The sequence below is a fragment of the Aeromonas sp. DNRA1 genome (genome assembly GCF_963888745.1).
Classification (GTDB): Bacteria; Pseudomonadota; Gammaproteobacteria; order Enterobacterales; family Aeromonadaceae; genus Aeromonas; species Aeromonas hydrophila.
In genome coordinates, this window is record NZ_CAWPKQ010000001.1 from 1,121,649 (window position 1) to 1,141,963 (window position 20,315).

Sequence of the window (20,315 nt, forward strand, 5' to 3'; positions counted from 1 at the left end):
CCAGATTCGCACACTTGCCACGCCAAACCGATCTGTTTTTCATGCCCTGCGGTCGCTGGCGCGGCCTCGGTTTTATTTCAATTGCTGTCCGTTTCTGGCTAGTCATCGCCTTCGTTCCTGCTTAGTCTCTCACTCATCCGGGCCGCCGCGCCCACCCCGTTTTCGGCGCAAGGAGCCAGCGATGCCAACAGATCACGCCATGACGATGCCGCCGGCCACAGAGCATGAGCCAGACCTCCCGCTCAGCGCCGAGCAGTGCCATGCCGCCCGTCTGGCCCGCGATGCGCGCTTCGACGGCCGCTTCTTTACCGGCGTGCTCTCTACCGGCATCTACTGCCGGCCTGTCTGTCCGGCGCGACCACCGCACGAGCACAACGTGCGCTATTTCCAAAGCGCTGCCGCAGCGGAGCAACACGGCCTGCGCCCCTGCCTGCGCTGCCGGCCTGAGCTCGCGCCCGCCGCCCCCGGCGATCTGCCGCCGACGTTGGCGCGCCTGCTGGCCCGGATCGATCGCGGCGAGCTGGCGGAAGGCTCGCTCACCACCCTGGCGGAACAGGCCGGCATCAGTGAGCGCACGCTGCGCCGCCAGTTCGAGCAGCACCTCGGCGCCTCCCCGAAACAGGTGGAGCAGACGCGCCGGCTGCTGCTCGCCAAGCGGCTGTTGACCGAAACCCGGCTGCCCATTACCGACATCGCGTTTGCGGCGGGCTTTGCCAGCATTCGCCGCTTCAACGATGCCTGGCAGCAGGCATACGGCTTGGCGCCGCGGGCCCTGCGCCGTCAGAGCGAGCCAGCCGACGACGACGCCGCCCTGACGCAGGCGCCCGAGGAGGGGGCGATGCTCACGCTGCAACTGCCCTACCGCCCCCCTTACGACGTGGCGGCCATGCTGGCGTTCTACCGGCTGCGCGCCATTCCGGGGTTGGAGCGGGTGGATGGCGAGGTCTATGAACGCTGGCACCGGGTCGGCGATCAGGTCGCGCGGGTGCGCATCAGCCAGGGCAAGGGGCACAGCCTGCAGCTCAGCGTCCATGATCTGCCGCCCGCCGCGCTGCCGGATCTGCTGTATCGGGTGCGCCGGATGTGGGATCTCGATGCCGACATGCAGCGCATCGGTGCGCGACTCGGGCAGGATCCGCTGCTGGCGCGTCTGCAGGCGCGCTGGCCGGGAGTTAGGCTGCCCGCCGGCTGGGATGAGTACGAGGTGATGCTGCGCGCCATCGTCGGCCAGCAGGTGTCGGTCAAGGGGGCCATCACCATACTCGGGCGGCTGGTGGCACGCACCGAGGCGCAATTCGGGGTAGCGCAGTTGCCCACCCCTGCCCAGCTGTGCGAGCTCAACCTGGACGGCATCGGCATGCCCGGCAGCCGGATCAGAACGCTGCAGGGGCTGGCACAGGCGCTGGCCAGCGGCGAGTTGAGCCTGATCAGCGCCAGCGATGAACAGCTGCTGGCGCTGCCTGGTATCGGCCCCTGGACGGTCGCCTACTGGCGGCTGCGCTGCGGACTGGATCCGGATGCCTTCCCCGCCTCCGATCTGGTGCTACTGAAGGCGCTGGGGGGCGGCACCAAGTTGCCGGTAAAAGCGGTATTGGCCCACAGCGAAAGGTGGCGGCCCTGGCGCGGCTACGCGGCGAGCTGGCTGTGGCATGCCATGAGCGAGGAGCCGGCACTGCTGACCGAGCCGGTACCAGGCCGCGCAGCAAGCGACAACCCAGCAGAGGAGACAACCCCATGATCCGCTACGATATCTTGCCCAGCCGCTGTGGCGATCTGCTGGTCGCCATCGACGAGCGCGGCCTGCTGCACGTGGACTTCGTGGCGGGACTGCGCGCGCTGCCCGACATGAGTGGCTGGCGACAAGACAAGGTGGCGCTGGCCCCTTTTCTCGCGCAATTTGAAGCCTACTTTGCCGGCCGCCTGCAACGCTTCACCCTGCCGCTCGCACCGAGAGGCACGGCGTTTCAGCAAGCGGTCTGGCAGGCACTGTGCGACATCCCCTACGGCGAGACCCGCAGCTACAGCGACATCGCCCGCGCCATCGGCAAGCCCAATGCGGTGCGGGCGGTGGGCGCCGCCAACGGCCGCAACCCGCTCTCGATCATCATCCCCTGCCACCGGGTGATCGGCCAGAACGGCAGCCTGACCGGCTATGCGGGGGGCTTGCCCATCAAGCAGGCGCTGCTCACGCTGGAAGGGATCCCCTGTTGACGACACGGCGCCCACTCACAGGCGCTCAGCCAGCCAACCGTGGAACCCGAGCGCCTGAAAATAGCGCCGCCCAACGCCGAAGCCCGCCGCCTGCAGCAGGTATCGGGAGAGGTGAGCTTCATCAACGCTTCAAACTCCCCATCACATGCATTTCACAGCGGTGGCAATCAAACCGCAGGCGGAAGGTGTCCTTGCCCATCTTGAGCTCCAGCGGCTCGGCCTTGAGACCGGGCACCTCGTTCGGGCAGAGGTTCTGGCTATAGCGGATGCAGTGTTTGGTGATCATCAGCACCACTTCCCGCTCCTCCTTGTTCGCCTCATAAGCGGGCGCGATCCGCTCCACCCCGTGCTCGCGGAAGAACTGTTCGGCCGCGCTGTTCAACACGTTGCCAAGGTAGGAGAGACGGTGCTGGGGATAGTGGATATCCCGCAGCGCGATGCGTCGCTCGGGGCGCTGGTAGCTGGCCAGACGGGCAGCCTCCAGCGCGGCGATGGCATCCCGGCGCAAGCCGTTGAGCATGGATGCGGCAATGAATAGCGGGTGAGTAAACGCCAACTCAACCTTGCGTGCCACAAACAGGGTATTGCCGAGTTTGCCAAGCTGGTCACGCGCCTGTTGCAGCGCCCGCTCCGGGTTGTCAGCAGGCTGCTTGTCGCAGGGGAGCGCGACGGCGGCGCTGATGCCCTGCTCGTCGGTAAGCGTGAGGCGCAAGCCCTCATCACACTCCGCCAGCACCATATCGACCCGGATGCGGCGATCGGCGCTGGCCTTCTCCAGCACCTTGCTGAACGCCTGATCGTGGTTGCGGTAGATTTCGGTGCCTACCCTCAAGCCCGGCATGCGCTCTGACAGGAGTAACTGCTTACCTTCGACTTTGTTGAGGCGCATCCCTACCAGCTCGTTGTTCGGCTTGAAGAAGCCAAGGCCATCGCCGTTGTTGAGGCTCACGGGCTTGCCATCGATCTCGATGCCATCCTTGGTGACCCTGGTGACCCGGCCCAGCGGCTCGCCCACGTATTTCGGGCTCTTGGTGGAGTCGATCCCCTGCTGGCGACCATGGAGGAAGTAATCGGTGCTGCCACGGTTGAAGCTCTTTTTGGGATCAGGCGTGAAGCTGTAGCTGCAACGGCCGGCCGAGGAGGCTACCAGATCGCTGCGGCTATCCAGAATGGCATCGAGTTTCTGCCGATACCAGGCGGTGACGTTCTTGACGTAATCGAGCCCCTTAAGGCGCCCTTCAATCTTGAAGGAGCGGATCCCCGCCTCGATCAGCGCCTCCAGGTTGTCGGTCTGATCCATGTCCTTGAGGGAGAGCAGGTGGCTGTCGGCCACCAGCACCTCGCCATCCGGCTTTTGCAACGAGCAGGGCAAACGACAGAGCTGGGCACATTCGCCGCGGTTGGCGCTGCGGCCGGTACGGGCATGGCTGATGTTGCACTGACCGCTGTAGGAGACGCAGAGCGCGCCGTGGATAAAGAACTCCAGCTGCACGTTGGTCGCGGCGCTTATCTCGCGGATCTGCGCAAGGGACAGTTCGCGCGCCAGCACCACCTGAGAGAAGCCCACATCCTGCAGAAATTTCACCTTCTCCGGGGTGCGGTTGTCGGTCTGAGTACTGGCATGGAGCGCAATGGGGGGCAAATCGAGCGCCAGCAGTCCCATGTCCTGCACGATCAGCGCATCGGCCCCGGTTTCGTAGATCTGGTGAGTCAGCCGCCGGGCCTGCTCCAGTTCGTGATCGTGCAGCAGGGTGTTGAAGGCGACGAAGACCTGGGCGCCGAAGCGATGGGCATGGCGCGCCAGCGCTTCGATATCCTCGAGGGAGTTGCCCGCCGCGCTGCGGGCACCAAAGGCGGGGCCACCCATGTAGACAGCATCGGCACCGTGGTTGATGGCTTCGATGCCGTAGGCGAGGTTCTTGGCCGGAGCCAGCAGCTCCAACCGGTTGTTGTGGCTTAACGGGTGCTTGTTCTGGTGCATGGTCTCGGGATCAGGGCGGACAGCAAATGGGCGCCACTCTAGGGCATTGCCACCCTCCCCGCCTTGATCCCGCTTAAGATCACCGCAAAATACAGGATTGGATCAGAGCACCACCTTCAGGGCCAGCCCCAGCAGCACCAGACCGCTTACCTTGTCGATGACGAAGGACTTGGCCTTGAGCCAGGCCAACACGGGGCCACGAGAGAGTACCAGCGCTACCAGCACGTACCAGACCGCGTCGATCCCACCGGCGGTCAGCATCATGATGCCGCCCTCGCGCCAGCCGGTGTGGGCATGCACAAACTGGCTGAACAGGGCGATGAAGAAGACCGCGAGCTGGGGGTTGAGAAAGGCCACCATAAAACCTTCGAAGGCGCCTTGCCGCCCGCGCAGCTGGTGCACCTCTTCACTCGCCTCCCCCTTGGCGGGTTTGGCCAGCAGCGCCTTGACCCCGAGCCAGGCGAGAAACGCCGCGCCGCCGTAACGAATAACGTCAAACAGCAGCGGGGTCTGGGTGATCAGGATGGCCAGACCCAAAGCCGTGATCAGCGCATAGATGCCGACTCCGAAGCCGTGGCCAAGCGCGGTGGCCACGCCGTGCCCCTGCCCTCCTTGCACCGTATTGCGGATGATCAGCGCCAGGCTCGGCCCCGGGCTGATGGCGCCCATCACGCAGATTGCGGCCAGTGCCAGCCAACTCGTCAGTTCCATGGTGTTCCTTGTCTCAAGCGGAATATGAATATCTGCGCTCAGGGTAAAGGGCCCCTGGTTATGCCAGAAGTGAAAGTTGGGAATAGAACCCATAGCCAACGGCTATAGGCCAACACAAGCGTCTGTTGCTAGCGGGGCGGGTTCAACACCTTGCGGCTCGCCGCCACTGTGCGCTGCAGGTGTTCGCGCAGGAAGGGATAGGCCAGTTCGCGAAACCACTTGTGGGCCGGATCCTGATGGTGGCGCTGGTGCCACAGCAGATGATACTGCTGGGTACGGCTGACAAACGGCAGATCACAAAAGTGCAAGGCGTGCTCGCAAGAGAGCTGCCAGGCAATGTGGGCCGGGGTGGTCAGCAGGCAGTCGGTGCGCAACAACACCTCCACCGCAGCCTGAAAGAAGGGCACTCGGGCAAACCAGCGCCGGGACAGCCCCTGCGGTGCCAGTACCTGTTCCACCGGGCTGTCCTTGTCACCCCCGCCGCTCACCTGCAGATGAGGCCAGGCGAGGTAATCATCGAGACTGAGCGAGCGCCCCGCCAACGGATGGTGGCTACCCATCAACACCACCAACCGATCTTCCCCCTGATGCAGGCCGCGGATCTGATCCGGCACCAGTTCGGTGATGGTGGAAACCATGTCCAGCTCGGATTGCCACAGCTGCGGTAGCAGGCGCTTGTCCCACAGGCTGTACTCCAGCGCCGCCAGCGGCGCCTCCCTGGCCAGCGCCGCGCAGATATCCGGCAGGATGTGCTGGGCCACGTAATCGGAGGAGGCGAGCCGGAACACCCGCTCGCAGCGGCTCGGGTCAAAACCGGGGGCCTCGTAGAGCCGCTCCAGCGCACCGAGGGAATCCGCCAGCTGGGCAGCCAGCGCCTCGGCCCGTGGCGTCAGCAGCCAGCGCTGCCCCTCCCGCACCAGCAACTCGTCGCCAAACTCGCTGCGCAGCTGGCCCAGCTGCTTGCTGATGGAGGGTTGGCTCAGGTGCAGCAGCTCCGCCGCCCGGCTGATGTTGCGAGTCTCCAGCAGCACCTTGAGGGTGGGCAGCAGATTGAGATTGGCTCTGTGCAAGGGGGGAGTTCCATCCAGTGGCGAAAGCCCTATCTTAGGGCAGCCAAGCCCTGTGGCTTAAGCGAAATTTCCAGTCGGCCCCCGCAACCTGGCGTGACCCTGCTGCCAGATAACCATGACCACAAGATGACAGTGGTTGCCCCGTGCGGCATAATTGCGCGATTTTCCGCCCGCGGGCGATCCACTTGAGAAGCGGTAACAAGATGAAATACGCCAATATCACCGGCTGGGGCAAATGCCTGCCTCCCTCCGTACTGACCAACGACGACCTCAGCACCATCATGGATACGTCGGATGAGTGGATCTACCCGCGCACCGGCATCAAGGCTCGCCGCATCTCCCACGTCAGCACCTCTGATCTCGCCACCCTGGCCGGGCGTCGTGCACTGGCCTGCGCCGGGCTGGAAGCCAGCGACCTCGACGGCATCATCCTGGCCACCGCCACGCCGGACAACCTGCTGCCGAGCGCCGCCTCCGCGGTGCAAAAGAAGCTGGGCGCCGTCAATGCTGCCGTGTTCGACCTCAACGCCGCCTGCACCGGTTTCGTCTATTCCCTCTCGGTTGCCACCTCGCTGGTACAGACCGGCATGATGAAGAAGGTGCTGGTGATCGGCGCCGAGCGACTCACCTATCTGCTGGACTGGGCCCGTCGCGATACCGCCGTGCTGTTTGGCGACGGTGCCGGCGCCGTGGTAATCGAGGCGAGCGAGCAGGAGAGCGGTCTCATCGCCAACAAGCTGGGCTGTGACAGCGAGGCCCGCGAGATCCTGCACGTGCCGAACTTCGGCACCGACCGGGTGCGTTTTGCCGACATCGACGGCCTCTTCACCTTCAACTTCGAAGGCCAGGAGATCTTCAAGCGGGCCGTACGCGGCATGGGCGAAGCCACCAACACGGTACTGGCGCAGGCCGGTATCGCTCCGGAGCAGATCGACCTGATCGTGCCGCACCAGGCCAATATCCGCATCATCGAAACCCTCGCCAAGCGTATGAACGCGACGATGGAGAAGGTGATGGTCAACATCGAGCACTACGGCAACACCTCCGCCGCCACCGTGCCCATCGCCCTGTGCGAGGCACTGGAGCAGGGCCGCGTCCAGCCGAACAGCTATCTGCTGACCGCTGCCTTCGGTGCCGGCCTGACCTGGGGCGCCGCCATCATCAAGTGGGGCGATCGCGTGACACCCATCAAGGCGTGCGAGGCCGAACTGCCGCCGTGCGACAAGAGCGCGCTCGAGCTTATCGCCCATGCCGTGGAAGGGTGCCAGAAGGCCCACGCCGACGAAGCGTAAACCTACACATACAGCACCAGGAGCCTGCCAATGCAGGCTCTTTTTATTACCGCGCCCAGCACTTCTCTCCGCCTCCCAGGCTCCGACTCTCTCACCGCTTCGGCTTCCAACGATGGCCCCATAGCAGTCGCCATATTCCAGTTTTCTCAGTAACGCCCCCCGAATAGGACCAATTTGTAGCCAGCCCATTTTTTTGCGCTAACCTTACTGAGCTATTGATAAGTAGCAAGTTGGCGCTTGGGTTCTCTACCTGAGGGAACGGCGGTTCACCTTCTTCCATCCATATGCAGGGGCAAGTTCGCGTATGACAGATAACACAAGGGCACACTCCTCCTCTTTCTGGGAGCCTGTCAGCTGGGCCTGCGGCCTTGGCCTGGGCCTGTTCAGCACTCTGCTGCTGGTACTTGCGGGCAGCCCCTTGCCTTATCTGCTGGCCAACCTGGTGCTGGCCGTGGCTGCCGCCCTGTGGAGTGCCCGCCACTACCATGCCAAACCTGCCGGCCAGCCCGATGAACAAGAACAGACTCCATCATGGTCCGCTGCCGAGCTCAACCACTCCATCATCGGGCTCGAGCAGGTGTGCGAAAAGGCCGTGCCCATCTGGTCGCAACAGATTGAAAACTCTCGCCAGCAAACCGAAGGGGCCATGATTGACCTCACCCAGCGCTTTGCCGGGCTGACCACCAAGCTGGAAGAGGCGGTCGCCGCCTCCCACAACGCCGCCGGCGATCTGGGCGGCGAGAAATCCGCCGGCATGGCCTCCGTGCTGGCCGAGAGCCAGGCCCAGCTCAACCAGGTCGTCGCCATCATGCACTCCACCCAGGCCAACCGTGACGCCATGCTGGCAGAGATAAAAACCCTCACCGCCTACACCATCGAACTCAATACCATGGCACTCGATGTGGCCAAGATAGCCTCCCAGACCAACCTGCTGGCCCTCAACGCTGCCATCGAGGCGGCCAGAGCCGGTGAAGCGGGTCGTGGCTTCGCAGTGGTGGCGGACGAGGTGCGCACCCTGTCGCGCCTCTCCAGCGAGACCGCCCAGAAGATGACCGACAAGGTCGATACCATCAACACCGGCATCGGCCGGGCCTTCCAGATTGCCGAGAGTGCAGCAGGGCGGGATCAGGCCGCAGTCAGCGACGCCGAACACGCCATCGAACAGGTACTGGAGCGCTTTCGGATGGCCACCACCAGCCTGGCGGAGTCGGCAGCCCTGCTGCAGAGCGAGAGTACCGGGATCCACCGTGAGATTTCCGATGTCATCGTTTCGTTACAGTTCCAGGATAGAGTCAGTCAGATCCTTGGTCATGTTCGTCAAAACATGGACAGCCTCAATGACCACCTGATCTCGTCGCGCACCAGAACGCACCAGTCCGGCCCCATCCAGATCGATGCGGAAAGCTGGCTCGCAGACATGGAACTCTCATATGCCACCGATGAGCAGCGCAATATCCATCACGGTCGCAAAACCCCGACGGCAACCCCATCCAACAACGCTGATGTCACTTTTTTCTAGGAGAGAGATATGGCCAAAACAGTCCTGATCGTGGATGACTCGGCAACCATACGCCAGGTCGTCGGCATGACGCTCAAGGGAGCCGGTTATGAGGTGATGGAGGCTTGTGACGGCAAGGACGCCCTCAAAAAACTCGACGGCAAGAAGATCAACCTCATCATCAGCGACGTCAACATGCCGAACATGGACGGTATCAGCTTCGTCAAGGAGGCCAAGAAACTGGCCAGCTACAAGTTCACTCCAGTGATCATGCTGACCACCGAGTCCCAGGACAGCAAGAAGCAAGAAGGACAGGCTGCAGGAGCCAAAGCCTGGGTGGTCAAGCCGTTCCAGCCGGACCAGATGCTGGCTGCCGTCGCCAAGCTCATCATGCCCTGAGCCGGGAGGCATTCATGCCGCTGCATATCGAAACGGGTGAAGAAAAGACAGTTGTGGCCATTGCGGGTGAGATGACCATCTATACCGCAGCAGAACTCAAACAGGCGCTCACCCCCCTGCTCTATCGCCAGCAAGAGCTGGAACTGGATCTCTCCCAGGTCAGCGAAATGGACAGTGCCGGCCTGCAACTGCTGCTGGCCGCCAAGAAGACGGCGCTGCAGGGCGGCTATCCGCTGCATCTGGTCATGCACAGCCATGCGGTACTCGATGCCCTTGAGCTGTGCCAGCTGGCAACCTTCTTCGGCGATCCCACCCTCATCCCCCACCCCGATCACGCCTAGCCGGTTCCGCGGACAAGGAGTCATTCGTGAGCATCAATCTTGATCAGGCCCTGCAAACCTACATCGCCGAGGCGCGTGAGCTGCTCGAGGAGATGGAGTCCGCACTGCTGACGCTGGAAAACGAGCCGGACAATAGCGAGCTCATCGGCGCCATCTTTCGGGCGGCCCACACCATCAAGGGCTCCGCCGGCCTGTTTGGCCTGCAACCCATCGTCAGCTTCACCCACATCGTCGAGGATCTGCTCGATCAGGTGCGCAACCAGCAGTTGGCGATCAGTGAAGCACTCATCAAGGATCTGCTGGAGAGCCGGGATCACATCGAACGCCTGGTCAGCCTGGTGGCCGAACAAGGGGAAGCGCTCGGTGCGGATGAACAGGCTCAGGATGAGCAGCTGAGAAGCAACCTGGCACGCCATCAAACCACCAGCCAAACCGGCCTGCCGGAACGAAACCCACCGGCCGAGACCAGCCCGGTCAGCAAGGAGGAGGGTCATGTCAGCGCCACGTCTCTGTGGCACATCTCCCTGCGCTTTGGCCCGGATGTGCTGCGCAACGGTATGGATCCCACCTCTTTTCTGCGCTACCTCGGCACCATGGGTACCCTCTGCGCCATCGAGACCATTCACAGCTCACTGCCCGATTGGGAACATTTCGATCCGGAGAGCTGCTACTTGGGCTATGAACTCGATCTGGATACCCAAGCCGACAAGAATGCCCTGAGCGATGTATTCGAATTCGTGCGCGATGACTGTCGCATCACCATTATCCCGCCCCACAGCAAGCTGGCCGAGTACATCGACCTCATCAATGCCCTGCCGGAAGACAACGAGATGCTGGGGCAACTGCTGGTCAAGACCGGCGCCTTGACGGCCAGCGAACTGGTACTCGGACTGCAAGCCCAGCATGAACAGCCGCAGACCGACGCCGGCAAACTGGGAGAGATCCTGATTGCCCAAGGTGCTGTCAGCGAGGTGGTGGTGGATGCCGCGCTCAAGAAGCAAAGCCAGAACAAGGAGAGCAAGAACAAGGAGGGGCGCTATGTTCGGGTACATGCCGACAAGCTGGATGACCTGATCAATCTGGTGGGCGAACTGGTGGTCGCCAGCTCGGGAGCCAACCTGCTGGCCCAGCGTTCACGGGACAGCCAGTTGCAGGAGGCCAACTCTACCATAGCCATGCTGGTCGAAGAGATCCGGGATGGGGCGCTGCGCCTGCGCATGGTGCCCATCGGCGATACCTTCAACCGCTTCCAGCGGGTTGTGCGGGATGTCAGCCATGAGCTGGACAAAGACATCACCCTGGTCATCACCGGCGGCGATACCGAACTAGACAAATCGGTGGTGGAGAAGATCGGCGACCCCTTGATGCACCTGGTACGCAACGCCATGGACCACGGCATCGAATCGGCTGAAAGAAGGGTGGCCGCTGGCAAGCCGGCACGGGGTACCCTGACCCTCAACGCCTATCACGACTCCGGCAGCATCGTCATCGAAATTCAGGACGATGGCGCCGGCCTCAACAAGGCCAGGATCCTGCAAAAGGCACAAGAACGCGGCCTGCTAACCACCAATGCCACCCTGACGGATCAGGAAATTTATCAACTCATTTTCGAACCCGGCTTCTCCACGGCGGAGGCCATCACCAATCTCTCCGGCCGCGGGGTGGGCATGGATGTGGTCAAGCGCAACATCCAGGCCCTGCGCGGCAGTGTCGAACTCGACAGCAAACCCGGCCTCGGCACCAGGGTCCAGATCCGGCTGCCACTCACGCTGGCCATCATCGATGGTTTTCTGGTGCGCGTCAGCACGACCCACTACGTCATCCCCCTCGACATGGTGATCGAATGCGTGGAGCTGACCCAGAGTGCGCTGGCCGATACCCAGGGGCGCAACTACATCAATCTGCGCGGCGAAGTGCTGCCTTTTGTCCGGCTGCAACACTATTTCGACGTTGAAGGTACAAGAGGTCGCCGGGAAAACATCGTGGTCGTCAGCCACGGCGGCAAGAAATCCGGCCTGGTGGTCGACGAGCTGCTGGGAGAATTCCAGACCGTCATCAAGCCACTCGGCAAGCTGTTCCAGCGCCTGCAGGGGATCAGCGGCTCCACCATTCTGGGAGGCGGTGAAGTTGCCCTCATTCTGGATATCCCCTCTCTCATTCAGCACGCCATCGAACAGGAGCTGGGCCAGCTGAGCCAGTACGCCATTCCACGTCTGCAAACCCAACCTAGAGTCAATTAACACCAGGAGCCTGTCATGTTCAAAAACTCCACCATCAAACTGCGACTCACCATTTTGCTCTGCCTGCTCTGCGCACTGCTGCTGGGAGTGGGAGCATTGGGACTCTACAACATGCAGAGCAGCAACACTGGGCTGCAGCGGGTCTACAATGATCGGGTGGTGCCGCTCAAACAGCTCAAGACCATTTCCGACAATTATGCCGTCGCCATCATCGACAACGTCAACAAGGCCAATGCGGGCCTCATCAGCGCCGAAGAGGCGCAGCAGCAGATCAAGCATGCCCAGCAGCAGATCAAACTGGAGTGGCAGCATTATCAGGCCACCAAACTGACCGAAGCCGAGCAGAAGCTGTCAGCCGAAGCCAACAGCCTGTTCAGCGCGGCGGATCGGGATATCACTCGACTGGAAGCATTTCTCTCAACCCAGCGCGGTGTCGTCACCGGCATGCTCAACGAATTTGACGGCAAGCTTTACAGCTCCATCGATCCCATCGGTGGCAAGATAACCGAGCTGGTCAGCCTGCAACTCGACGTAGCCAAATCCGAGTACGAGCAGGCGCAGGCCTGGTACGACGTCATGCTGCTCACCATGCTGACGGTCGTTGCCACAGGCATGGTGGCTGCCGCCTGGTTTGGCATTGTCCTCATCCGCAGCATCATCTCCCCCATCAACCAGGCACTGCAGGTAGCCAACCATCTGGCCGAAGGCAACCTCGATGTGACCATCGACATCGGAGCCCACGACGAAGCCGGACAACTGCTGCTGGCAATGCAGAACATGGTCAACAAACTGACGGCACTCATCAACGACATCGAGACCCTGGTGACTGCCGCCGTCGAGCAGGGAAACTTCAGTTACAAGATCGAACTGGATGGACGCCAGGGCTACATCAAGCGACTGTCCGAACTGCTCAACCGTCTATCCAACGTCACCGACACCAGCCTCAACGATGTGATGCGCATCGCCACAGCCCTGTCGCGGGGTGATCTGACCCAGAAGATAGAACAACCCTATCCGGGCATTTTTGGTCAGACCAAGGATGGCCTCAACAGCACCATAGAGGCGCTGACAGCCATCATCGAAGAAGTGCGCAACGCCGCCGACAACCTGACCAATGCCTCCAACCAGGTCAGTACCACGGCCCAGTCCCTGAGCCAGGCCACCAGCGAACAGGCCGCCAGCGTGGAAGAGACCAGTGCCTCCATCGAACAGATGAGCGCCAGCATCAACCAGAACACCGACAACGCCAAGGTAACCGACAACATGGCGAGCAGTGCCGTGCTCGAAGCCACCGAAGGTGGCCGCTCAGTCCAGCAGACGGTGGCCGCGATGCAGCAGATCGCCCGCAAGGTCAGCATCATCGACGATATCGCCTACCAGACCAATCTGCTGGCACTCAACGCCGCCATCGAGGCGGCGCGGGCAGGTGAACACGGCAAAGGCTTCGCGGTGGTGGCCGCCGAGGTTCGCAAGCTGGCCGAACGTAGCCAGATAGCGGCGCAGGAGATAGGTGAGCTCTCATCGAGCAGCGTCGATACTGCCGAGAAGGCGGGCAGCCTGCTCGACAAGATCGTGCCCTCCATTCGCAAGACTTCCGATCTGGTGCAGGAGATCAATGCCGCCTCCGGTGAGCAGGCCAGCGCTGCCAACCAGATAAGCCTTGCCATGAGCCAGCTCAACCAGGTGACCCAGCAAAACGCCGCCAGCAGCGAGGAGCTGGCAGCTACGGCCGAAGAGATGAGCTCTCAGGCCAACGAGCTGCAGCAAACCATGGATTTTTTCTCGCTGGAGAACCCGAACAAACCGGCCAGGGTCCACGAGAGCGGACATAAAGGATTGCCCCCCAGAGGCAAATTTGTCATGCCGACCCAGCACCCACTGCACGGCAATACGGCAGCGCAACCTCAGGTTGACGAGGCCGATTTTGTCCGTTTTTAACTGGAGAGCCCCATGAGCATGTCTACCGAAGTGGCCGTCCAGCCCGGCACGCTGGCCCTTGATAACCAGGGCGATGCCCAATACCTGACCTTTCTCATCAACGGCGAGATGTTTGCCATCAACATTCTCGGGGTCAAGGAGATCATCGAATACGGCAACATCACCCCCATCCCCATGATGCCAAGTTTCATCCGCGGCGTGATCAACCTCCGGGGAGCCGTGGTCTCGGTGGTGGATCTCAACGCCCGCTTTGGCAATGCCCCCTCCAGCATCACCCGCCGCAGTTGCATCGTCATTATCGAGGGAGTGCATCCGGACGATCCGGAACACGGCAATCAGGACATCGGCGTGGTGGTGGACTCCGTCTCCGAAGTGCTGACCATTCCCTGCAATGAGATAGAGCCTCCACCGAGCTTCGGGGCTCGCATCCGGGCGGACTTTATCAGCGGCATGGGCAAGGTAAATGGCAAGTTCGTCATCCTCATCAATACCGAGAAAGTGCTCTCCATCGATGAAATGGCACAGCTCAGCGAACTGACCCAGCAGCAGGAACGGCTGCTGGAACAGAAGCCACAGACACCGTGATTCAGACGTAGCAAGCAACAAGAGTGTCGCTCACCACACAGCAATGACATGTCGCACAAGGATAAGGCTCATGAATCAATCATTTTTTGGCAATCTGTTCGGCAACGGCAGCGCTCATGCCTTGCTGCAGGAGCAACTGCTCCAGCTCATTGGCGCAACCCGATCGCTCCAGCAGGGGATCAGACAAGGCGATCAATCGGCCCAGCTTGAGCTGGGTTCGCTCAGCGGTCCGCTGCGGGAGCTCTGTCAGGAGTTCAATACCGTGCTGGCACTGCTGGGGGAGCGCCTTAGCAACACCCTCGCCACCATCAGTGCCAACCAAACCCTGTATGACGAAAACCTGCGAGTGCGCAAAGCGCTGGATGGGGCCTCGACCAATGTGATGATCGCCGATACCAATCTCGACATCGTCTATATGAATGAAGCCGTGCTCGCCATGCTGGGCCAGGCCGAATCAGACATTCGCAAAGATCTGCCCAATTTTGATGTCAGACAGCTGATGGGCAAGAACATTGATACCTTCCACAAAGACCCTTCCCATCAGCGCAGCATGCTGGCCAAACTGAACAGCACCTATCGCGCCCAGATAACCGTCGGGGGGCGTATCTTCTCGCTGATCGCCAATCCGGTCTTCAACGATGGCGGCGAACGCCTCGGCTCCGTAGTCGAGTGGGCCGATCGGACCAAGGAGATCGCCATCGAGAACGAGATGAAGGCCGCCAGCGCCGCTGCCAAGATCGCCGCAGCAGAGAGTTTGCGCGTCAAGAAGGCGCTCGATGGCGCAAGCACCAACGTGATGATCGCCGACACCGATCTCAACATCATCTACATGAATGAGTCCGTCAAAGAGATGCTGAGCCTGGCTGAACCGGATATTCGCAAAGAACTCTACAACTTCAATGCAGCCACCCTGATGGGGGCCAACATCGACAGCTTCCACAAAAACCCGGGTCATCAGCGCAGCATGCTGGCCAAGCTGAACAACACCTATCGCACCCAAATCCTGCTTGGCGGGCGCACCTTCTCGCTCATCGCCAACCCGGTGTTTGGCGACGATGGCGAACGACTGGGCTCCGTGGTCGAGTGGTCGGATCGCACCAAGGAAGTCGCCATCGAACGGGAGATGTCGGAGATCGTGCAGGCGGTGATCAACGGCGAACTGCACCGCCGCATGGACCTGACCGGTAAAAGTGGCTTCTTCCAGACCCTGGGAGAGGGCATAAATCGTATCGCAGAGGTGATCGATACCAGCCTCAACGACGTGATCCGGGTGGTGCAATCCCTGGCCAGAGGCGACCTGACCCAACAGGTCGAGGCCGACTACCCCGGAGTGTTTGGCACCACCAAGGACTCCCTCAACCAGACCATCGTCTCGCTGACCAATATCGTTACCGAAGTACGGGGCGCATCTGACAATCTCTCCAGCGCGGCCGAACAGGTCAGCGCCACTGCCCAGTCCATCAGCCAGTCAAGCAGTGAGCAGGCCTCCAGCATGGAAGAGACCAGCGCCTCCATCGAGCAGATGAGCGCCAGCATCAACCAGAACACCGACAATGCCCAGGTCACCGATGGTATGGCCAGCAAGGCCGCCAAGGAGGCCGTGGAAGGCGGTGAGGCCGTCAAGCTCACGGTCGATGCCATGAAGCAGATCGCCAAGCGGATCGGCATCATCGACGACATCGCCTACCAGACCAATCTGCTGGCCCTCAATGCTGCTATCGAGGCCGCCCGGGCCGGGGATCATGGCAAGGGCTTTGCCGTGGTAGCCGCCGAAGTGCGCAAACTGGCGGAGCGCAGCCAGGTAGCAGCCCAAGAGATCGGCGAGCTGGCCTCTAGCAGCGTCGACATGGCGGAGAAAGCGGGCCGTCTGCTCGATCAGATGGTGCCCTCCATCAACAAGACCTCGGATCTGGTGCAAGAGATCAGCGCCGCCTCCGCCGAACAGTCCACTGGCGTCAGCCAGATCAACATCGCCATGAATCAGCTGAGCCAGGTCACTCAACAAAATGCCTCCTGCAGTGAGGAGCTGGCCGCCACCGCCGAGGAGATGAGCAGCCAGGCCGAACAGCTGCAACTGGCGATGGAGTTCTTCACGCTGGAACAGCACAAGCACGGCGCCAACCAGAAGGCAGCTGCCCGTGGTGGCCCACGGGGACGCTTCATGCACGATGGCAACGGTCAGGAAGGTATAGGCACCACGCCACGCCCTCACAATGACACCGACTTTGTCCGCTTCTAACCTGATGCGGGTGAGCTAAGCTCACCCGCATCTCGCTCACAGCAGGGAGTTTGCGCGTGTATCAGACCCAGTTGCATGATGATGAATTTGCGCAGTTTCAACGCTGGATCCACCAGACGGCGGGTATCGACTTGTCTCCGGCCAAGAAGGCCCTGGTCGCCAGCCGCCTGTCAAAGCGGCTCTGCCACTACGAGCTGGAGAGCTACGGCGACTATTTCAACCTGATCATGAATAGCCGGGGGGCAGAACTGCAGGTCGCACTCGATCTGCTCACCACCAACGAGACCTATTTTTTCCGCGAACCCAAACACTTTGAATTTCTCGGCAACAAGGTATTGGCACAACTGCCAAAAGAACGGGCGGTGCGGATCTGGAGCGCGGCCAGCTCTTCCGGTGAAGAACCCTACAGCCTGGCCATGACCCTGGCCGACAATCTGAACCATGGCAGTTGGGAGGTGATCGCCTCGGATATCTCGACCCGAGTGCTGGAGCAGGCCAGAGCGGGGCAATATCCCATCGAGCGGGCCCACAACATCCCACAGCCATTTTTGATGAAGTACTGCCTGAAAGGGATCGGTTTTCAGGAAGGCACCTTCATCATTGATCGCAAGCTGCGCGAGAAGGTGCAGTTTCATCACATCAATCTGAATCAGGAACTACCCGACATCGGACTGTTCGACGTCATCCTGATCCGCAACGTGATGATCTATTTCAACCGGGAGACCAAGGCACAGGTACTGCAACGGTTGGTACCGCGCCTGCACAAGGGAGGTTATCTCATCGTCAGCCATGCCGAGAGCCTGAACGGTCTGCCCCATGGCCTGCAACTGGTATCACCTTCCATCTATCTGAAACCATAAGGGTTTCAAGATGAGAGAGGTCACGCTGCAACCAGGTGAATTCTATTTTGGGCAGGATGACACCATCATCCGCACCCATCTTGGTTCCTGCGTGGCCATTACCATGTGGCATCCGGAACAGAAGCGAGGCGGTATGTGCCACTACATGCTGCCCAGCCGCGGTCACAGCACCATGAGTCTGGACGGCCGCTATGCCGATGAGGCAATCCAGTTATTTATCAATGAGATAAGAAAATATCCCGCCCCCATCCGCGAATACGAGGTCAAGCTGTTTGGCGGCGGCAACATGTTTATCGAACAACAAACGCTCAACACCATGAATGTGGCCATCAAGAACATCAAGGCCGCCTGGCAGCTGACCCAGCACCTGGGCCTGACCATCAAGGCCCACCATCTTGGCCATGCGGGACACAGAAGCCTGATTTTTGAGCTGGCCAACGGCAATGTCTGGGTGCGTCATCACCGCTTGCCACATCGCTAAGGGGACGGGAATGAAACAGATCAAGGTCATGCTGGTGGATGATTCCGCCGTGGTCAGACAGGTATTGCAGGCCATTCTCGAGCAAGAGCCCGATATAAAGGTCATCGCCACCGCGTCTGACCCGCTGTTTGCGCTGGAGAAACTGAAAAAGGAGTGGCCGGACGTGATCGTGCTGGACGTGGAGATGCCGCGCATGGATGGCATCACCTTCCTCACCAAGATCATGGCCGAACACCCCACTCCTGTGGTCATCTGCTCTTCCCTCACCGCAAAGGGGGCGGAAACCACACTGCAGGCCATGGCCGCCGGCGCCGTGGACATCATCACCAAGCCCACCGTCGGCCTGAAAAGCTTTCTGCAGGAGTCGGCGCAGGAACTGGCCATGGCGGTGCGCGCCGCCGCCCAGGCCAATGTCAGACGACTGACCAAAGTGCCCGCCCCCAGCGTCGCCCCCAAGCTCAACGCCGACGCCATCATGCCCCCCGCCAGCCAGCATGCCATGGCCCAGACCACCGAGCGGATCGTGGCGATCGGAACCTCCACCGGCGGCACTCAGGCGCTGGAAGCTGTGCTGACCACCCTGCCCCGGGTCTGCCCAGGCATTGTCATCGTGCAACACATGCCGGAGAAGTTCACCGCTTCATTTGCCGAGCGGCTCAACAGCCTGTGTCAGATAGAAGTGCGGGAGGCCAAGAGCAATGACAGGGTGATCCCCGGGCTGGCGCTGATCGCCCCCGGCGGCAAGCACATGCTGCTCAAGCGCAGCGGCGCCTACTATCACGTCGACGTGATGGACGGCCCCCTCATCAACCGCCACCGCCCCTCGGTAGACGTACTGTTTCGCTCGGTGGCCAAGTTTGCTGGCGGCAACGCCACCGGCATCATCATGACCGGGATGGGAGATGACGGCGCCCGCGGGTTGCGGGAAATGCTGGAGGCGGGTGCCAATACCTTCGCTCAGGATGAGGCCTCCTGCGTGGTCTTTGGCATGCCCAAGGAGGCCATCAAGCTTGGCGCCGCCCGCCATGTCTTGCCGCTGCAGGATATACATCACGCCATCGTCGGCCGCTAACAAACTGCAGAGAGATGAGACGACACAGCCCGGCATGACCGGGCTGTTTTATCTCAATGCGGCATATCGTCGAGCAGGGCAAACAGGCGGTCAATCTCGGCCGAGGTGTTGTAGTGCATGCAGCCTATGCGCAGCACCCCATCGCTCACGCCCAGTTGCTCAACCAGTGCCAAGGCATAGAAGTGGCCAGCCCAGCTGCATACCTGATGCTGCCCCAAAAACTCGGCCATTTCGGCCGGGGTATGGCGGTTTGACGTCAAGGCGAAGGTCGGGGTGCGCCCCAGGCTGTCGTGAATGCCGTGCAGGGTGAACCAGGGCCGCTCGGCCAGCTTGGCCAGCAGGTGCTCGCTGAGCTGCCGTTCATGGTCCTGGCTGCGGGCAAACGCCAGATCGAGCCGCTCCTCCAGCCCATGCTCGGTGCCGTCCAACCCGGACAAGGAGGCCAGGTATTCGACGGTGGCCTCCACCCCGGCCAGCGCTTCCCAACTCTGGGTACCTGTCTCCCACTTGTAGGGCGCCACGTTCTTGGCCGGTTCCACCTTGTAGGGAGTGAAATGCGCCAGGTGACGATGCTTGCCGTAGAGAATGCCGAGGTGCGGGCCGAAGAATTTGTAGGCGGAACACCCCAGAAAATCGCAATCCCAGGCCTGCACATCGATACGTTCGTGGGGCGCAAAGTGAACCGCATCCACATAGAGCAAGGCCCCTACCCCGTGCACCGCATCGGCGATGCGAGGGATATCGACCAGGGTGCCGGTGGTATTGGAGGCCGCCGTCACCGCCACCAGCCTGGTCTTGGGCCCCAGCAGACTGAACAGATGCCCATAGTCCAGCCCGCCGGTGGTCACGTCCACTCTTGCCTGATGCACCACCACGCCGCGATCCGCCGCCGCTTGCTGCCAGCTGGAGACGTTGGAGTAGTGATCGAGCGCGGTGACGATGATCTCGTCACCGGCCTGCCACTCCCGCGCCAGCGCTCGGCTGAGCGCAAAGGTCAGGGTGGTGAAGTTGGCGCCAAACACTATCTCCTCTGCCCGCTCAGCCCCCAACAACGTGGCCACCGCCAACCTGGCCCGCAGCGCCTGCTGCTCGGTCACCCTGGCCGAGAAAAAGGGGCCGCCCAGATTGGCGTTGAAGTGACCGAGGTAATCGGTCATGGCGGTGAGTACGGCATGTGGCACCTGAGCGCCACCGGGGCCGTCGAAGAAGATGGGGGCTTTGCCCTCAACCAGCTGATTGAGAGCGGGAAACTGGCCGCGCAACACGGCGATATCGAGAGCCTGCATAGGGAGAGTCCACAATCCATGTTAACAGTTGAATAACATGGCGAGAGTAAAATGCGGCAGCAGTAATGTCCATCAAGGAAGCGGTCAGCCATCACACTTAGAAGAGAAGGT

General features: G+C 61.4%; 17 protein-coding genes. 13 read left to right on the forward strand and 4 right to left on the reverse strand.

Annotation, left to right across the window (positions count from 1 at the left end; genetic code table 11):
- The first annotated feature begins 181 nt into the window (after positions 1–181).
- Positions 182–1,738, forward strand: coding sequence for an AlkA N-terminal domain-containing protein (locus tag AACQ43_RS05120; RefSeq protein ID WP_168966288.1), 1,557 nt, complete (start codon positions 182–184; stop codon positions 1,736–1,738).
- Positions 1,735–2,211: a methylated-DNA--[protein]-cysteine S-methyltransferase gene (locus AACQ43_RS05125; RefSeq protein WP_016349745.1), complete on the forward strand. Its 477-nt coding sequence runs from the start codon at positions 1,735–1,737 to the stop codon at positions 2,209–2,211. Before AACQ43_RS05120 ends, AACQ43_RS05125 begins: the two co-directional genes overlap by 4 nt.
- A 121-nt stretch (positions 2,212–2,332) precedes the next feature.
- On the opposite strand, the gene AACQ43_RS05130 is transcribed toward AACQ43_RS05125, so the two are convergent.
- The 3 genes from AACQ43_RS05130 to AACQ43_RS05140 form a co-directional block, all read right to left on the reverse strand.
- Positions 2,333–4,192: a peptidase U32 family protein gene (locus AACQ43_RS05130; RefSeq protein WP_168966290.1), complete on the reverse strand. Its 1,860-nt coding sequence runs from the start codon at positions 4,190–4,192 to the stop codon at positions 2,333–2,335.
- Between the two features lie 102 nt (positions 4,193–4,294).
- Positions 4,295–4,903, reverse strand: a complete 609-nt coding sequence (locus tag AACQ43_RS05135) for a LysE family translocator (RefSeq protein WP_168966292.1) — start codon at positions 4,901–4,903, stop codon at positions 4,295–4,297.
- Between the two features lie 128 nt (positions 4,904–5,031).
- Positions 5,032–5,973: a LysR family transcriptional regulator gene (locus AACQ43_RS05140; protein ID WP_168966294.1), complete on the reverse strand. Its 942-nt coding sequence runs from the start codon at positions 5,971–5,973 to the stop codon at positions 5,032–5,034.
- 203 nt (positions 5,974–6,176) lie between these two features.
- On the opposite strand from AACQ43_RS05140, the gene AACQ43_RS05145 reads away from it, so the two are divergent.
- The 11 genes from AACQ43_RS05145 to AACQ43_RS05195 all read left to right on the forward strand — a co-directional run bounded on the left by AACQ43_RS05145 (position 6,177) and on the right by AACQ43_RS05195 (position 18,918).
- On the forward strand, positions 6,177–7,265 hold the full coding sequence (locus AACQ43_RS05145; protein ID WP_168966296.1) for a ketoacyl-ACP synthase III: 1,089 nt from the start codon (positions 6,177–6,179) through the stop codon (positions 7,263–7,265).
- 808 nt (positions 7,266–8,073) lie between these two features.
- Positions 8,074–8,784 (forward strand): methyl-accepting chemotaxis protein, encoded by a 711-nt coding sequence (locus AACQ43_RS22190; protein WP_228520229.1) that lies wholly within the window; start codon positions 8,074–8,076, stop codon positions 8,782–8,784.
- A 9-nt stretch (positions 8,785–8,793) separates the two neighbouring features.
- Complete coding sequence (locus AACQ43_RS05155) at positions 8,794–9,162, forward strand: response regulator (protein ID WP_011704967.1); 369 nt, start codon at positions 8,794–8,796, stop codon at positions 9,160–9,162.
- A 14-nt stretch (positions 9,163–9,176) separates the two neighbouring features.
- The gene (locus AACQ43_RS05160; RefSeq protein ID WP_017408761.1) at positions 9,177–9,503 is read left to right on the forward strand and encodes an STAS domain-containing protein; all 327 of its coding nucleotides are present in this window, start codon (positions 9,177–9,179) and stop codon (positions 9,501–9,503) included.
- A 26-nt stretch (positions 9,504–9,529) separates the two neighbouring features.
- Positions 9,530–11,743 carry a chemotaxis protein CheA gene (locus tag AACQ43_RS05165; RefSeq protein ID WP_168966300.1) on the forward strand — a complete coding sequence of 738 codons (2,214 nt, stop codon included), beginning with the start codon at positions 9,530–9,532 and terminating at the stop codon, positions 11,741–11,743.
- Positions 11,744–11,758: 15 nt separating this feature from the next.
- A complete protein-coding gene (locus AACQ43_RS05170; protein ID WP_168966302.1) occupies positions 11,759–13,681 on the forward strand; it encodes a methyl-accepting chemotaxis protein in 1,923 nt (640 codons plus the stop codon).
- Between the two features lie 12 nt (positions 13,682–13,693).
- The gene (locus tag AACQ43_RS05175) at positions 13,694–14,266 is read left to right on the forward strand and encodes a chemotaxis protein CheW (protein ID WP_146061029.1); all 573 of its coding nucleotides are present in this window, start codon (positions 13,694–13,696) and stop codon (positions 14,264–14,266) included.
- 70 nt (positions 14,267–14,336) lie between these two features.
- Complete coding sequence (locus AACQ43_RS05180) at positions 14,337–16,505, forward strand: methyl-accepting chemotaxis protein (RefSeq protein WP_168966304.1); 2,169 nt, start codon at positions 14,337–14,339, stop codon at positions 16,503–16,505.
- Positions 16,506–16,561: 56 nt separating this feature from the next.
- Complete coding sequence (locus tag AACQ43_RS05185) at positions 16,562–17,365, forward strand: CheR family methyltransferase (protein ID WP_146061027.1); 804 nt, start codon at positions 16,562–16,564, stop codon at positions 17,363–17,365.
- Between the two features lie 10 nt (positions 17,366–17,375).
- Complete coding sequence (gene cheD, locus AACQ43_RS05190; protein ID WP_168966306.1) at positions 17,376–17,846, forward strand: chemoreceptor glutamine deamidase CheD; 471 nt, start codon at positions 17,376–17,378, stop codon at positions 17,844–17,846.
- 10 nt (positions 17,847–17,856) lie between these two features.
- Entirely contained in the window at positions 17,857–18,918 is a 1,062-nt protein-coding gene (locus AACQ43_RS05195; RefSeq protein WP_076362278.1) for a protein-glutamate methylesterase/protein-glutamine glutaminase, read from the forward strand.
- 53 nt (positions 18,919–18,971) lie between these two features.
- Here the strand turns inward: AACQ43_RS05195 and AACQ43_RS05200 are convergent, their stop codons facing one another.
- Positions 18,972–20,204, reverse strand: coding sequence for a cysteine desulfurase-like protein (locus tag AACQ43_RS05200; protein ID WP_168966307.1), 1,233 nt, complete (start codon positions 20,202–20,204; stop codon positions 18,972–18,974).
- Between the last annotated feature and the right edge of the window lie 111 nt (positions 20,205–20,315).